Here is a 15411-nt window from a genome sequence, read left to right as displayed (position 1 = left end):
CGCCACGCGTCCGGACAGTCACTCTCCGTACCGGGGTCGTTGCTGTTCAGGGTAGGGAGGTGCGGCCACGCTGGGTGACATGAGCCAGAAATCACTCGCCCAAATCACCGTCCCCACCCGCCACTTCGCGGTGCAGCTGTCCGCTACTCGAAGAGGTGCTCGACTGGCCCGGCTGCTCACCGAACGCCAACTCGACGAGTGGGGCGAGCCGTACGAGGCCGCCGCGCAGGTGGTGGCGGAGCTGGCGTCCAACGCCGTGCTGCACGGACGGGTCCGGGGCAGGGACTTCCGGCTGCGACTGACACTGCGAGCCGATCGCACTCTCCGTATCGAGGTCACCGACGCCCGGGGCGACCAGGTCCCGCGCGTCCCGGCCCCGGTGGAGCAGGACGCGGAGGGAGGACGCGGCTTGCGCATCGTCGAGGCGTACGCGAACCGCTGGGGCGTGGTGGAGGCACCGGCCCACGGCAAGACGGTGTGGGCCGAACTGCCCACGAGGCACGGGGACTTGCGCGCTGCCTCCCGTCTAGGGTGATCCAATGGACGTTGGGGCGGTCTTGATAGCCGTGGCCGGTGTGGCGGGCACGCTCGGGGGCGCGTTGCTCACCCAGCAGGGTGCCGAGAGGGCCTGCCATGAGGGAAGCCATGTGCCGTGATCTGGGCGTGACGGGGGGCCCCGGAGTGCGGCTGCGCTCTTCTCAGGACGCCGACGTCCTGCTGCGGGACTTTGCGGATCCGGGCGAGGACGCCGGCGCGTGAGACGTCCCGCACGAGGGACTGCGGACCCTGTGCGGGACGGACGCGGTCGAGCCGGACGGCGATGACGGTCAGTGCTCCCCGCGGTCGAGGGCGGCGACCTCGCGTACGGCATCGGCGATGACCGGGAAATCCTTCTTGAGGAGCGCGCCGTGGTTGCTGGGGACCTTCGCGCTGATCCGGATGTTCGGGTTGCTGGCGGTCACCGCGTCGAGGCCGGTGCGTGTCCGTTCCTGCTCGCCACGGCGGCTGCCGAAGGACGCCCCGGAAGCGAGCACGTACCGCACGGGGACGGTGATGTCGTCCAGCACGGGGCCCAGCTCGCTCTCCCGGGAGAGCCTGCCGAGCTCGATGTTGCTCTCGGCCTGCTGTTCGGCGGTCATCCGCGGGGTCAGGCCCGTCGGGCGCAGCAGCGGCATGAACCAGCCCAACCGCCGGAACAGCTTCCGGATCCGCTGCTCCATGGCCTCGTCCAGCCAGTCGTACGGGAACGCGCCGTCGACCAGGACCGCGCCCACGGCACGGTCCGGATTCCGGTGGGCCCAGTGCGCCCCGACTGCCGCCCCGTAGGACCAGCCGACCACCAGCGCCCGGTCGACGCCCCTGGCCGCGAGAACGGCATCGACATCCCGGACGGCGGCCTCGAAGGAGTAGTCCGCCGAACGCTTCGACTTGCCGCGGGCCCGCTCGTCGTAGGTGATGTGCCGCCAGCCCGTCCCGAGTTCGGCGATGACCCGCCGCCAGTACCCCTGGGTGGCGAACTGGCCGTTGAGGTAGACCACCGGGATCCCAGGGCCGCCGGTGTCGGTGACGGCCAGGGCCGTGTCGTCGACCGGCACCATGCCGGTCCACGTCGAACTGGTCGATGAAGTGCTGTTCTTCGTCATGTGTTCCTCCTGGTGGTGGGCTCGGGCGCGGGCCGGTCAGCCCTGGCGCTGTTCGTTCAGAGGCTGCGGGCGGTGATGTCGCCGTGGGAGGTGGTGGCGCGGATGTCGAGTTCGGTGGTGCCGTCGTTCTTGAGGGAGTTGCTGACGCGGCCGTAGCCGGTGTCGGCGTCCAGGGCGGCCGAGACACCCGCGGCGGCGACGACCGAGATGTCGCCGGACTGCGTGCGGAGCACGACCTTGCCGCGCATGGCCTCGGCGATCCGGATGTCGCCCCTCGCGGTGCTGATCTCCGCGGCGCCGCCCAGCCGGCCGACCTCGACGTCGCCGTCGATCGCGGTGAGGCGGACGCTCGCGGCTTCGTCGATCTTGATGCGCCGGTACGCGCCTTCGAAGTCGACGTCGCCGAGCCGTCCGACACCGCGGAGCTCGGCACTGTCGGCCTTGACCTCGACACGGGAGCCTGCGGGCAGCCGGACGGTGACCTCCACGGAGCCGGAGGGGCCGAAGAGCTGGTTGCCGGAGGCCGAGGCCGTGATCCGCAGGACGCCGTCGGCGTAGGCGACGGTGGTCTTCTCGGCGGCCTTGGTGTCGCGGCTCTTGGAGGGGTCGGCGGGCAGGACCTCGACGGTGGTGTCGGCGCGGTCCGCGGCGATGAACTGGATACGTCCGGCGGGGACGTCCAGGACGGCGGAGATCGGGGCCGGGGTGTCGAACTTCTGCATCGTGCTCTCCTTGGCTCGTCGTTTCTGACGATGGAAAAGCTACGTTGCGTTCACAAGACTAGCAACAGACTCGTTGCGTGTAATCGCTATTAGTCCAGCTCAGCAGCCAATGATCGTTGCAATGGTTTCAGGATTAACGCAACGAGCCCGAGAGTGCTCGTTGCAATGGGTGAATGTGAACGCACAGGCCCGCCAGTCGCCGCCGCAGAGCCGGGACGCGGTCCGGCATGACCCGGTCGGGCCCGACGCCGATGACCAAAGAACCGGGAAAAGAACCAACCCGCCCCCACCGCCCCCGCAGCTCACCCACAGGGGTGAACATCGCCAACTCGGCTGGCGCGGAGGGGACTCGATGGTGCAGCGTCGGCGCAGACAACCGCACACATGAACACGGCCCCCGCCGGGACTGGCATCCCAGGGCGAGGGCCTGATCACCGAGGAAGAAGAGACCTTCCCGATGACTGGCAGCCTAGCGCGCCCGCACGCGCGCAGTCCGGCACTTCCGGTGTCCAGCACGTGACGGAACGCCACGACGACCACTTCACCGTGGTCGGCAACCATCTCGCCCAGCACCCGGACCTGTCACTGACAGCGATCGGTCTGGCGGTACACATCCAGTCGCTTCCCGCCGGGACGCCGGTCGGCATCAAGGCACTGGCAGCCAAGTTCCCCGAAGGCGAGATCCGGATCGCTGCGGCCCTGCGGGAGTTGGAGACACACGGCTATCTGACGCGCACCAAGGAGCGTCTTCAATCCGGCCGAGTCGTAACCCGCACGGTCTCGTACAACAAGCCCCGGCCCACTCCTGAGTACCGCCTAACCGCTCCTCCACGCCGGACGGAGGCCGCAGCCCCGACGCCCCACCGCGCCGCCGACCTCCTCGCCGGCCTGCGTGCCCTGGACTCCCGCCTCCTCCTCACCGAACGCGACGTCCGCCGCCTGGCACCGGAGGTCTCCGTCTGGCTGGAGCGGGGCGTACCCCACCACGTTCTGCCCCCGCCCCCCGCCCGGGCCCCTTCCAGACCTGCGACGGCTGCGAACGAGCCTTTCGCGCTCCTCACCCGGGCTCTTGTCGGGACAGCCGGACCACCGAGCGGAAGGTGGCCTGAGCATGCCGGGCAGGAGTCATGTGGCGTGCGCCGTCTCAGCGGTTCCCCACGGCGTTCGCCGGTACCGTACGAGGAGCGAAACACCAGCACCGGAGGTCACCGTGAGTGCTCAGAGCGACGGCCCGTACGGGCCGCTGATCCCCATGCCTCAGCTGACTCCGGACGCGCTGCGTGATGCCGTCGCCCGGATCGCTCCCAGTCGCCTGCCCACGCTCACGCAGCATCTCTTCGAGGCCACCACCAACGCCCAGCAGACCCAGAGCCTGGCGCCCCTGCGCGCCTTCGTGCACTCCTGGGCCGTGTTCGTCGCGATCGAACGACACCCGGCGCGTGCCGAGCGTCTGCGGGAGCTGGAGCGGATCGTGGACGCCGGTGAAGAGGACCCGTCCGACGCTATCGCCGAGATCCGCGCTATCCGGGAGGCCGCAGAGGCAGAGGCAGGGCTGTGACGGACTGGTCCTGGGACTACAACCCGAGTGCCGAGTATGTGACGAATGGGCTGCCACCTGGAGTAGTGGCGGAGGTGGAACGACTCGCAGTCGAGCTGGCGACGCTCGGGCACGACTCCGTGAGGGTCGGCAGGCCTTTCGATCGGGAGGCCGGGCTGCGCGAGTTCGACCTGCTCGGTGGACGTGGCTTCATCAGCTTTCTGGCTGTACCGCGCCATGAGTGCGTCTACGTCTGCAACGTGACCTGGTACGGCTGATCACCGATCACTGGGCACCACCCCGATATCGCCCCTCACCCATTCCGCCTCCTCAACCCGCCGTCCCCGTTCGATTACAGTGCTGAGCTGTCGTACGTATGGACGGTCCCTGGGAGGTCAAGGTGGGTGCGACTGCCGGTGCCGTCTGGGGCCGTACGGAGCAGCAGGACTTTCGTAGCCGGGTGCGGGGGACGCTGCTCGGCCTGGCCGTCGGGGACGCGCTGGGTGCGCCCGTGGATGGGGTGGGGATCGACGGGATCAGGGAGGCGTACGGGGCGGAGGGGCTGGTCGATCTGGCTCCCGCCTACGGCAGACGCGGTGCCGTCACCCATCTCACCCAGCTCACCCTGTTCTCCGTGGACGGGCTGATACGGGCCCAGGTACGGCGGGACACCGGCGCCTGGCATCCGCCCACCGACCTGCACCGGGCCTATCTGCGCTGGGCCGCCACCCAGCGGGACTGGGGGCCCGACGAGCGCCGCAAGGACGACGGGTGGCTCGCGCGGGAGGAGTGGCTGTACGCGCGCAGGGATCCGAGTCGCGCGCTGCTCCTCGGGCTCGCTGACGAGACCATGGGGACGCCCGAGGCGCCCAAGAATCCCGGTGAGCTGGGGCCCGAGGCCGCCGCCCGGTCCGCCCCGTTCGGGCTGCTCGTGGGGTGGGAGCCGCAGCTCGTCGTCCAGCTCGCGGTGGAGTGCGCGGCGCAGACGCACGGTCATCCCACGGCGTATCTCGCGGCGGGCGCGTACGCCGTGATCGTGCACACCCTCGCCCTGGGGGAGAGCCTCGACGGTGCCGTGCAGCGGGCCTTCGCGCTGCTGGCCGCCCGGCCCGGGCACCAGCCCGTGTCGGACGCGCTCCAGCACGCGCTCGGTGCCGTACGCCAGGGGCTGCCCGGGCCGGAGCGGGTGGCGGAGCTGTGCGGGGCCGGTACGGCACAGAGCCTCGTCGGTGCCGCCGTCTACTGCGCCCTCGTCGCCGCCGACGTCCGGCACGGACTGACGCTCGCCGTCAACCACGACGGCCCCTCCGCCGCCACCGGCGCGCTGACCGGCGGCCTGCTCGGCGCCCTGCACGGCGAGACCGCCCTCCCCCCGGCCTGGCTGGCCGAGCTGGAGGGCCGTCCCACGATCCTGGAACTGGCCGACGACTTCGCCATGGAGATGACCCAGGGCCCGGCCCTGCACAGCCCGGCAGGCGCGTCGCCGGGGTGGCTGGCGCGGTACCCCCGGGCCTGAACGCCACCGGTCTGTGGCCGACGTCACAGGGATGCCGGGTGGTGAGCGGACAGGCGGGACTGTGGACCTTTCCCTACGCGCCCGGATACGGGCCGGTGACCCGGAGGCCTTCGCCGAGCTGTTCGCCGCGCACGCGCAGGCCCTCTACGCCCACGCCGCCCGGCTGACCGGCGATCGCGGTGCCGCCGAGGACGTGGTGTCGCTGACCTTCCTGGAGGCCTGGCGCCTGCGGGAGCGCATCAGACCCGAGCCCCCCGACCCCACGATCGACGGCGACGGACTGCGGCCCTGGCTCTACGGCGTCGCCACCAACGTCCTGCGCAACACCCGCCGCGCCGCCCGCCGGCACAGCGCCGCCCTCGCCCGCGTCCCGGGCCGGCGCACGGACCACGAGACGGTGCCGGACTTCGCCGACGAACTGGTCGGTCGTATGGAAGACACCGAACGGCTCGCGGCCGCCCGTGCCGCCCTGCGCCGGCTGAGCGGCGCCGAGCGCGAGGTGTTCGCGCTGTGCGTCTGGTCGGGACTGAGTTACGCGGCCGCCGCCGACGCCCTCGGCGTCCCCGTCAGCACCGTACGGTCCCGTCTCGCCCGCGCCCGGCAGCGGCTGCGGCGGCTGGCCGAGGCGGAGCTGAAGAAGAACTCCGAGACGCGCTCCCGCCGCCGGACAGGAACCGGGTGGCCGCACCGAGCGGCCCGGTCGAACCAGGAGAAGTGCCGATGAACCCTGCAGAGCGTGAAGAACTGGCCCGGCTGCTGCCGAGCCCGGGTGAACCGGTCCTGCCGAGCGACCGTCAGAGCCTGCTGAAGGACCATCTGATGCGCGAGATCACCCAGGGAACCGACCCGCGGCCCATCGCCCCGCCCCGCCCGCGCCGCCTCCGCCGCCTGATGACGGTCGCCGTCCCCCTCGCCGCCGCGGCCGCCGTCGTCGCCGTCACCCTCGTGACCGCCGGATCCGGCGCACCCGACAAGCCGGTCGCCGACCAGGAGGCCGTCGCCCTGCTCAACCGCATCGCCACGGCCGCCGCCGCCAAGGAGTCCGTGCCCGTCCGTGACGACCAGTTCGTCTACACGCGCGTCCAGGGCACCGGTTTGCAGGAGGCCGGCAAGGAGTGGAAGTACCGGCGCACGGACTGGCAGCCGATCGACGGCAAGCGGGAAGGGCTGGCCGAGATCACGGTCCTGAACCCGCCGCCCGGCGGTGGGCCGTTCCCCGACGGCAAGTCGACCCTCGACATGGCGATGGGCGCACACGGCGTCTCCGACTACCGCACGCTGGAGGCGCTGCCCACCGACCCGGACAAGCTGTACGAGAAGATCTGGGCCGACACGGAGGGTAAAGGCCCGACCCACGAGTGGGCCGCGATGCAGACGATCGACGCTCTCCTGAACCGGGCCGTCCTCTTCCCCGACGTGAGCGCGGCCCTCTATCGCGCGGCGGCGAAGATCCCCGGCGTCTCGGTCGTCCCGAAGGCGACGGACGCCGCCGGGCGGCACGGCATCGGGCTCACCTTCAAGGACCGCGACGAAGTTGACACCTGGGTCTTCGACCGGACGACCCTGGACTACCTCGGCACGGACGAGAAGGCTCTGCTGAACATCGGCATCGTCGACAGGATCGGGCAACAGCCCGCCGACTGAGCCCTGTTCAGCCGGAGGGCGGCCGCCCCGCAGGACGGCCGCCCTTCCCGGCGTACGCACTGCGCCGCTAGTCCTTGCCCCGCGCCGCCCCCACCACGCCGTCCGCAGCCCCGGCCGGCGTCGGGATCGCGGCCGCCGCCGCCCCGTCCCCGTCCGTGTTGATCTTCTCGATGAGCGCCAGCCGCTCCGGGGTGTCCTCCGGCTTGATGTAGCCGACGAGGATGTACAGGACCAGCGACACCGCCAGCGGGATCGACACCTGGTACTGGAGCGGCACGCCGCCCTCGACGTTCCAGTTGATGGGGTAGTTCACCAGCCAGAAGGCGAGCAGGCCCATCGACCAGCTGACGAGGGCCGCCGTCGGGCCGGAGCGGCGGAACGCCCGCAGCAGGCCCAGCATCATCGGGATCGCCATCGGGCCCATCAGACCGGCCACCCACTTGATGACGACCGTGATGATGTCCTTGAACGCCGGGGAGTTGACCTGCGTCGCCGCCGCCATCGACAGACCGAGGAAGACCACCGTCGCGACCCGGGCGACCCGCAGGCCCTGGCTCTGGTTCCAGGCCCGGGCCCGCGCCCAGATCACCGGCGCGCAGTCCCGGGTGAACACGGCCGCGATGGCGTTGGCGTCCGAGGAGCACATGGCCATGGTGTGCGAGAAGAAGCCGACGATGACCAGACCCAGCAGGCCATGCGGCAGGAGCTGTTCGGTCATCAGGGCGTAGGAGTCGGAGCCGTCGGTCTTCTGCGACTCGACCAGCAGCGGGGACATCCACATGGGGAAGAACAGCACCAGCGGCCAGACCAGCCAGAGGATCGCCGACAGCCGGGCCGACCGCTCGGCCTCCTTGGCGTTGGGCGTGGCCATGTAGCGCTGGGCCTGGTTGAGCATGCCGCCGTTGTACTCGAAGAGCTTGATGAAGAGGAACGCCAGCAGGAAGACCGTGCCGTACGGGCCGACCAGCGGTTTCTCATGGCCCTGGAGCTCGGGGGAGTCCCAGACGCCGAAGAAGCCGCCGTGGTCGTCGAGCCGTACGAACACCGCCACGAACATGGCGATGCCGGCCAGCAACTGGATGATGAACTGGCCGAGTTCGGTCAGCGCGTCCGCCCACAGGCCGCCGATGGTGCAGTAGATCGCCGTGATGCCGCCGGTGATGAGGATGCCCTGGTTGAGGGAGATCCCCGTGAAGACGGACAGCAGCGTCGCGATCGCCGCCCACTTGGCGCCCACGTCCACGATCTTCAGCAGCATGCCGGACCAGGCCAGCGCCTGCTGGGTCTTCAGGTCGTAACGGTTCTTCAGGTACTCCAGCGGGGAGGCCACATGGAGCCGCGAGCGGAGCCGGTTGATGCGCGGCGCGAACAGCTTCGACCCGATGGCGATGCCGAGGGCGATCGGGAAGGACCAGGTGACGAAGGACGTGACGCCGTAGGTGTAGGCGATGCCCGCGTACCCGGTGAACATCACCGCGCTGTAGCCCGACATGTGGTGGGAGATGCCGGAGAGCCACCACGGCATCTTGCCGCCGGCGGTGAAGAAGTCGCTGACGTTGTCCACGCGTTTGTGTGACCAGACGCCGATCGCGACCATCACGGCGAAGTAGCCGATGAGCACGGCCCAGTCGAGACCGTTCATGAGTCCCCTTCCACGGGAGCGCCGCCAGGGTCAGGCATGTGAACTCTGGTTTCGGTGACGTGCGCACGGCAAGGAAGAGGAAGGTCAAGAGACCGTAAAAAAGTTCGCTGAGATGACCTCAGTTTATGTACATGAACAAGCGGGCCTGGCCGAAAGGTGCCCTCAGCGCATCAGCTCACCCGCGTTCACCAGCAGCGACTGGCCCGTGATCGCCCGCGCCCGGTCCGACGCCAGGAACACCGCCGCGTCCGCCACGTCCGCATCCGTCGCCAGCTCCGGCAGTGCCGTACGACCCGTCAGCCTGCCCAGCACCTCCGCCTCCGACACGCCCTCCTTGTCGGCGGTGAACCGTACGTACGCCTGGACCGGCGGGCCCCACATCCAGCCCGGCAGCACGGTGTTGACCCGTATCCGGTACGGCCCCAGTTCCCGAGCCAGCGAGTACATCGCGCTCGTCAGCGCCCCCTTCGACGCCGCGTACGCCGCCTGCCGCACCCGCGACGGAGCCGCCACCGCCGACTGCGTCCCGACGAACACCACCGAACCGCCGCCCTCCTTCAGGGCCGGCAGACACGCCCGGGTCATCCGCAGCGTGCCCAGCAGGTTCACGTCCAGCACCGCACGCCAGGCCTCGAAGTCCGCGTCCTCCAGGCCGCCGAAGTGGCCGTCCAGCGCGGCCACGTGCACCACCGCGTCGATCCGCCCGAACCGCTCCCGCGCCAGCCCCGCCAGCGCCTCGCACTGCCCCTCGTCGGCGATGTCGGTCGCCCGGTACGCCGTGCGCGCCCCGTCCGGATCGAGCTCGGCGGCCGTCTTCGCCAGGTTCACCTCCGTGCGGGCCCCGAGCACGGCCCGGCCCGCGTCCCGTACGACGGCCGCCGCCACCTGCCGCCCCAGCCCCGCCCCGACCCCCGACACGACGACCGTCTTCCCCGTGAGCAGTGACATGGCAGGACCTCCCGGAAGCCGGAACCGTACGCCGGACCCTGGCGCTTTATCTGACGGAGCGTCAGAGTATGGGCCAGCCGCCTACGAAGGGGAAGGCATGAGCGACGACACCCGCAGCGAGCTGTACGCCGAACTGGCCGCCGTCGGCCCCTACGGCACCCACCCCGGCCACGCCCTGATCACCATGGTCGAACCGCACCCGGGCCACGAGTACGCCTACAACCGCTGGTACGAGGACGACCACTACTACGCCGGCGCGATGGCCATGCCCTGGATGTACGCCGGCCGCCGCTGGGTGGCCACCCGGGACCTGCAACTCCTGCGCTACCCCGAGAAGTCGGCGGTCGCCCAGCCCGTCACCACGGGCTGCTACCTCTCCACGTACTGGATCACCGCCGGCCGCTACGACGACCACATGCGCTGGACGGTCGCCATCAACAAGCGCCTCAACCGCGACGGCCGCGTCTACCACGACCGCACCCACGTCCTCACGGCGTTCCAGGACCACGAGGCGACGGTCTACCGGGACGGGGCGGCGGGACCGCGCGACATGCACGCCCTCGACCACCCCTACGCCGGCCTGGTCCTCCAGGTCGTCGAGGCCGGCACCCCCGAGCAGCGCCCACAGCTGCTGGAGTGGCTGCGCTCCCGCCACCTGCCCAAACGGCTCGCGGGCTCCCCGGCGGCGCTGGTGACCGTCTTCCGCCCGACCCCGCTCCCCGGCGACCGCATGACCTACGTGAAACAGGTCGAGGGCGTCGACACCCGGCTGATCCTGCTGTGGTTCCTCCAGGCGGACCCGCGCGAGTGCTGGGAGGCCTTCTTCACCGGCCTGGACACGGCGGTCGGCGAATCCGGACTCGGGCGGGTGGAGCTGGTCGCGCCCTTCGTCCCGACGGTGCCGGGAACGGACCGGTACGTCGACCGCCTCCGCTGAGGGCTGAGAGCCGGCAGGTCAGCGCAGCTCCTCCGGGCACGGCGTGCCCCGGGGCAGCTGGTAGGGCGCCGCAAGGTGGTAGGTGCCCGGCTTCGGCGCGACCAGCACCGTCCACCTGTCGCCGTGCTCGTCCTCCTCCGTCTGAGCCAGGCAGCCGTTGACGTTGACGTACGTCCTCGGCTCGCCCTCGGGACGGTCCTTGGACGCCTCCGTCTCCCGCGGCGGCTCCATGCTCTTGCCCTCGGCGTCGACGATGCTCAGCCACGGCGAGTACGGGATCCGGATCAGGACCCGGCCCGCCTTCTTCACCTGGAGGATCATCTCGCCCTGCTCGGCCCGGTCGACGACCGCGTTCGGCGCGGCCAGCGGAGTGGGGTCGGTGACCTTGAACAGCTGCCAGTTGGCGTCGCCCCAGACCTGGGTCAGATACGGCAGCCCGCGCTGCACCAGCGCCCGCTCCCGCTGCCCCCCGTCGCCGTCCGGCTCGTCCTTCGGCAGCACCACGTAGTGCACCGCCCAGCGCTTCAGCCACTCGTGGTAGTTCGCCGAGTTGAGCGTGTCGTCGTAGAAGAGGGGGTTGCGCTCCATGTCGGCCTGCCGGTTCCAGCCGCGGGCCAGGTTGACGTACGGGGCGAGTGCGGAGGCCTCGCGGTGGGAGCGGGCGGGAACGACCTCCACGCGGCCCTTCTCGGCGCCGACCTCCTGCAACTCGTTCACGAGCGGCGCCAGCTCGCGCGACCAGGATGCCGCCGGGGCCGTGTGCACGATGTCGTCGACCGTCTTGAAGCCGATCCACCCGGCGAAACCGGCGAGCGCGACGACGATCGCGTACCACTCCCGGCTGCGCGGCACCGCGAACGGCAGCGCGACGACCAGCACCACCCCGGCGAACAGCATCGCCAGCCGCGTGATGTTCGAACCGATCTGGGAGCTGATCAGCCACACCAGCACGACACCCAGCCCGTACACCGCGGCCGTCAGCCGGACCGTCTTCCAGTCCTTCGGCACGAGGACGAAGGCGAGAACCGAGTACGTGAGCGGCAGGATCACCGAGGCGTACGTCATCGGCTGCGTCCCCGAGAACGGGAACAGCCACGCCGACACCGCCACCACCGCGGTCGGCGCCAGCCCCAGCGCCCACGCGCCCGGCCGCCGTTTCTGCAGGAACAGCGCCACCGCGACCAGGCCCACGAACAGACCCGCGACCGGCGACGACATGGTGGCCAGCGCGGCCAGCGGCGCCGCGGACAGGGCCTTCGCCCAGCGCTTGTAACGCCACCGGTACGGCCAGCAGAACACGACGGCGACCGCGCCGAGCGCGAACATCATGCCCAGACCGAACGTCACCCGCCCGGACACCGCGTTGCAGAACAGCCCGAACACGCCCGCCAGCGACGCCCACAGTGGGTTGCGGACGGACCGGCTGCGCAGGAGGAGCAGGGTCAGCAGCCCCGCCGAGACCGTCCCCGCGATCATCATCGTCGTCCGCACGCCGAGCACCGACATCAGATACGGCGACACCACGCTGTACGACACCGGGTGCATCCCGCCGTACCAGGCGAGGTTGTACGCCGAGTCCGGGTGCCGGCCGACGAACTCGGCCCAGGCGTCCTGCGCGGCCAGATCACCGCCGCTGTTCGCGAACGTGAAGAACCAGACGACGTGGAGCACTCCGGCCAGGCCCGTGATGGACAGCACCGGGTGGCGCAGCATGCGCTCACGCAGCGTCAGTACGGCGGTGGGCAGCCGGGAGTCAGAAGAGTCGGGGGACCCGGGGGAATCGCCGTCACGGCCGTACCGGCCGCTGCCTTCCCCGGCTGCGGGCAGGCGTATTCGCGGACCCGATACCGGTCCCGGATCGGCGTCGTCGGTGCGTGTCGGCTCCGCAGTGGCCACTCGAAGGCACTCCCCGTGTCCCGTCTTCTGTTCTCGTCTTCTCTTACCGGCCGTGCCCCGTTGGTCAGCGGTTCACGGCCGCGCCGCCGCGGGCGGCGACCCTGCCCGGTTCGCGACGCTAGCACGCACCCCGCCGGGTGGCGCCCGGACGGGCCGTTACCGGCGGGGTGCGGTCGTGTGCGGTCGTGCGGCCGGCGGGCCGGCTCAGCCGAGGCGCGTGAGCTTGTCCGCGAAGCCCGGCTCCACGAGGTCCTTCTGGAGGGCGACCGGGACCTTGACCGCGTTGGTGCTGCCGTCACCGACGGTGAGCGTGCCCACCTTCGCGCCGGCCTTCGCCGTGTGCGGCAGCTCGTCCGCGGCGAACGTCAGCTTGACGGACAGGCCCGCCCAGCCGACGGCCGTGACGTCCTCGGTGACGGCCACCGGCGTACGGCCGCCGAGCCCGTCGTCGGCGTACCCGACGACCGTGCCCTTCTTCAGGATCGTCGCCGACTCCAGCGCGCCCTGCGCGGCCTTGATCAGCTTGTCGCCCTCGTGCAGCGCGGCGCCCAGGATGGTGTTGTCCGGGCCGCCGGCGGGCTGGCGCACGACGGCGCCGACGATCCGGCGGGTCTCGCCGTCGACGTCCTTCCTCGCCGAGAAGACGAGGTTGCCGAGCGCCGAGGTGGTGGTGCCGGTCTTGATGCCGGTGACGTCGTTGTAGCCGACCAGGCGGTTCCAGTTGTCGTGCTTGGTGCCCTTGTAGTCGACGTACGACATCATCGTCGCGACCTCGCGGAAGGCGGGCTGCTCCATGGCCGCCTTGGCGAGCTTCACCTGGTCCACGGCCGTGGACACGGTGGTGTTGTTCAGGCCCGACGGGTCGGTGTACGTCGTGTTCTTCATGCCGAGGTCCTTGGCGGCGTCGTTCATCTTGCCCACGAACGCCTTCTCGGAACCCGCGTCCCAGCGGGCGAGCAGCCGCGCCACGTTGTTCGCGGAAGCGATCAGGATGCTCTCCAGAGCCTCCCGCTCGCTGATCTTGTCGCCCTTGGTGACGTCGACGGTGGACTCCTGGCCGGCGTCGGACTGGTCCTCGGCGGCCTGGTCGATCTCGATCTTCGGCCCGTCCTCACCGCTCTTGAGCGGGTGATCGCGGAGGATCACATAGGCGGTCATGACCTTGGCGACACTCGCGATCGGCACGGGCTTCTGCTCGCCGGACGACCCGAACGTGCCGATGCCCTGTACGTCGAGCGCGGCCTGGCCCTTGGCCGGCCAGGGGATGTCGACCTTGCCGCCCTCGAAGGTGTAGCTGTCCTCGGCGGTGAGCTCCAGGGTGGGCGTCGGCAGCGGGCGCACGCTCTGTACGACGCCGAAGACGATCACCAGCAGCAGCACCAGCGGCGTCCAGATCTTCACCCGCCGCACGGCCGTCCGCAGCGGAGTGTCCGGCGGCGGCGGGGTGTTCGTCAGCTCGGCCAGCAGATCCAGCGGCGGCCGCGGCGGCAGGGGCTGCTGGGTGGTCCGCTCGGGGCCGACGGTGGGCACGGGGGCGGTGGCGTCGGCGGGGGCTGGGGCGGGCGTCGGCTTACGGGTCGCCGGGTCGTCGAGCGGCTTGAGCGCGACGAACTTGCTGGTCCGCTCGGCGTCGTTCTCGGGCGCGTCGTCCTTGGTGTCCTTGGCGTCCTTGGCGGCACCGCCGAGCTTCAGCATGGTGGTCGGCTGATCGACCGGGGGCCGCACGGCTTTGAAGACGGCGGTGGGCTGGTCGACGGGGGGTTCGCCGTCGCCGTCGCCGTCGCCCTTGTCGGTGTCGGTGTCGGTGGTGTCGGTGTCGTCCGACTTGGGGGCCTTGTCCACGCCGTCGGTGCCGGAGGCCTTACCGCTGTCGGGGGTGTCTTCGGCTTCGGGCTCGGAGGACGTGCCTTCGGCGTCGGGCTTGGGGGAGTCGGCCTTGGCCGTCTCGGGCGTCGGGGTGTCGTCGGTGTCGTCGGCGGCGGTGGTGTCCGCCGAGGCGGCCTCGGCGGCGGCAGCGGAATCGCCCGCGCCGTCGCCGGTGGCGGAACGGTCCGCCTCAGCCTCGTCGGCCTCCTCCTGCCCGTCCTGGGCGTCGGCACCGGCCTCCGCGGCCTCGTCCGTGCCGTCGGACTCTGACCGGTCCTGGCCGCCGGTGGCGGCGTCGGCAGCGTCGTCCTCGCCGTCGGCCTTCGGGTGGTCCTGGACGTTCGTCTCAGCGTCCGCGGCCTCGTCCGTGCCTTCGGCCTCTCGGCCGTCCCGGGCGTCTACGTCGGCCTCAGCGGCCTTCTCTGCCTTCTGGCCGTCCGTGTCGGCCTCCGTGGCCTCTTCCGCGCTCTCAGGGGCCTCCTGGCCGTCCCTGGAGCCCTTGTCGGCGCCTTCTGCCCGCTCACCCTGACCCTCGACTGCCGCAGGCTCCTCGTCCTGGTCGGCTGAAGCGACCCACGCGGCCACGGCGTCCCGCAGCCGCCCGTCACTTGCGGCAGCACCGTCCCCGCGCTCACCGGAGCCGGAAGCCTTGTCGGAGCCGGAAGCCTTGTCGGGGCCGGTGGACTCGCCGGGCTCGGAGGACTCAGCGGCTTCCGAAGCCCCGGTCGACTTCGAAGACCCGCCGGAGCCCTTCACGGACTCCTCCACAGGCCGCTGGGCGTCATCGGCGTCACTCTCGCCCTGCCCGGCGTCGGCAGCCTCCCTCGCGGCACCGCCACCCTGCTCGGCGTCTGCCGCCACACCCTCGGCGCCCGCGCCGCTCTCGTCCCGCTCGGCGTCAGTGGCCGTGCCCGCCTCGCCCGAGTCGTCGGCACCCCGCTCGGCGTCAGCCGCCGAGTCGGCCTCGCCCGCGTCTCGCTCGGCGTCAGCCGCGCCCTCGGCGCCCGCGCCGCTGTCGTCCTGCTCGGCGTCAGCCGCCGAGTCGGCCTCGCCCGCGTCT

Annotated in this window: 14 protein-coding genes; 8 read left to right on the top strand and 6 right to left on the bottom strand. The window is 71.1% G+C overall.

Annotated features, from left to right (window positions below; translation table 11 throughout):
- Positions 1-79: 79 nt before the first annotated feature.
- On the top strand, positions 80-535 hold the full coding sequence (locus PV963_RS19570; RefSeq protein WP_274817030.1) for an ATP-binding protein: 456 nt from the start codon (positions 80-82) through the stop codon (positions 533-535).
- A 98-nt stretch (positions 536-633) separates the two neighbouring features.
- Entirely contained in the window at positions 634-759 is a 126-nt protein-coding gene (locus PV963_RS19565) for a hypothetical protein (RefSeq protein WP_274817029.1), read from the top strand.
- A 68-nt stretch (positions 760-827) separates the two neighbouring features.
- Here the strand turns inward: PV963_RS19565 and PV963_RS19560 are convergent, their stop codons facing one another.
- Together PV963_RS19560 and PV963_RS19555 are read right to left on the bottom strand one after the other, a co-directional pair.
- Complete coding sequence (locus tag PV963_RS19560; protein WP_274817028.1) at positions 828-1643, bottom strand: alpha/beta fold hydrolase; 816 nt, start codon at positions 1641-1643, stop codon at positions 828-830.
- 56 nt (positions 1644-1699) lie between these two features.
- The gene (locus PV963_RS19555) at positions 1700-2365 is read right to left on the bottom strand and encodes a DUF4097 family beta strand repeat-containing protein (RefSeq protein WP_274817027.1); all 666 of its coding nucleotides are present in this window, start codon (positions 2363-2365) and stop codon (positions 1700-1702) included.
- 1210 nt (positions 2366-3575) lie between these two features.
- On the opposite strand from PV963_RS19555, the gene PV963_RS19545 reads away from it, so the two are divergent.
- The 5 genes from PV963_RS19545 to PV963_RS19525 all read left to right on the top strand — a co-directional run bounded on the left by PV963_RS19545 (position 3576) and on the right by PV963_RS19525 (position 7062).
- The gene (locus PV963_RS19545) at positions 3576-3923 is read left to right on the top strand and encodes a DUF6247 family protein (RefSeq protein WP_274817026.1); all 348 of its coding nucleotides are present in this window, start codon (positions 3576-3578) and stop codon (positions 3921-3923) included.
- 74 nt (positions 3924-3997) lie between these two features.
- A complete protein-coding gene (locus PV963_RS19540) occupies positions 3998-4180 on the top strand; it encodes a hypothetical protein (RefSeq protein WP_274817025.1) in 183 nt (60 codons plus the stop codon).
- Between the two features lie 122 nt (positions 4181-4302).
- Entirely contained in the window at positions 4303-5418 is a 1116-nt protein-coding gene (locus tag PV963_RS19535; protein ID WP_274817024.1) for an ADP-ribosylglycohydrolase family protein, read from the top strand.
- Positions 5419-5479: 61 nt separating this feature from the next.
- Positions 5480-6142, top strand: a complete 663-nt coding sequence (locus tag PV963_RS19530) for an RNA polymerase sigma factor (RefSeq protein ID WP_274817023.1) — start codon at positions 5480-5482, stop codon at positions 6140-6142.
- Positions 6139-7062 (top strand): CU044_5270 family protein, encoded by a 924-nt coding sequence (locus PV963_RS19525; protein ID WP_274817022.1) that lies wholly within the window; start codon positions 6139-6141, stop codon positions 7060-7062. The genes PV963_RS19530 and PV963_RS19525 overlap by 4 nt, the downstream gene beginning before the upstream one ends.
- Positions 7063-7129: 67 nt before the next feature.
- Here PV963_RS19525 and PV963_RS19520 read toward each other — a convergent pair whose 3' ends face one another.
- Together PV963_RS19520 and PV963_RS19515 are read right to left on the bottom strand one after the other, a co-directional pair.
- The gene (locus tag PV963_RS19520) at positions 7130-8704 is read right to left on the bottom strand and encodes a sodium:solute symporter family protein (protein WP_274817021.1); all 1575 of its coding nucleotides are present in this window, start codon (positions 8702-8704) and stop codon (positions 7130-7132) included.
- 162 nt (positions 8705-8866) lie between these two features.
- On the bottom strand, positions 8867-9652 hold the full coding sequence (locus PV963_RS19515) for an SDR family oxidoreductase (protein WP_274817020.1): 786 nt from the start codon (positions 9650-9652) through the stop codon (positions 8867-8869).
- A gap of 97 nt (positions 9653-9749) precedes the next feature.
- Between PV963_RS19515 and PV963_RS19510 the strand changes: the two genes are divergently transcribed.
- The gene (locus PV963_RS19510; RefSeq protein WP_274817019.1) at positions 9750-10589 is read left to right on the top strand and encodes a hypothetical protein; all 840 of its coding nucleotides are present in this window, start codon (positions 9750-9752) and stop codon (positions 10587-10589) included.
- A gap of 18 nt (positions 10590-10607) precedes the next feature.
- Here the strand turns inward: PV963_RS19510 and PV963_RS19505 are convergent, their stop codons facing one another.
- Positions 10608-12485, bottom strand: a complete 1878-nt coding sequence (locus PV963_RS19505; protein ID WP_274817018.1) for an MFS transporter — start codon at positions 12483-12485, stop codon at positions 10608-10610.
- 204 nt (positions 12486-12689) lie between these two features.
- A complete protein-coding gene (locus PV963_RS19500) occupies positions 12690-15107 on the bottom strand; it encodes a D-alanyl-D-alanine carboxypeptidase (RefSeq protein WP_425541023.1) in 2418 nt (805 codons plus the stop codon).
- Between the last annotated feature and the right edge of the window lie 304 nt (positions 15108-15411).

Source organism: Streptomyces coeruleorubidus (genome assembly GCF_028885415.1).
Lineage (GTDB): Bacteria > Actinomycetota > Actinomycetes > Streptomycetales > Streptomycetaceae > Streptomyces > Streptomyces coeruleorubidus_A.
Note: the sequence above shows the minus strand (reverse complement) of the source record. Positions and strands in the feature narration are given on the sequence as shown.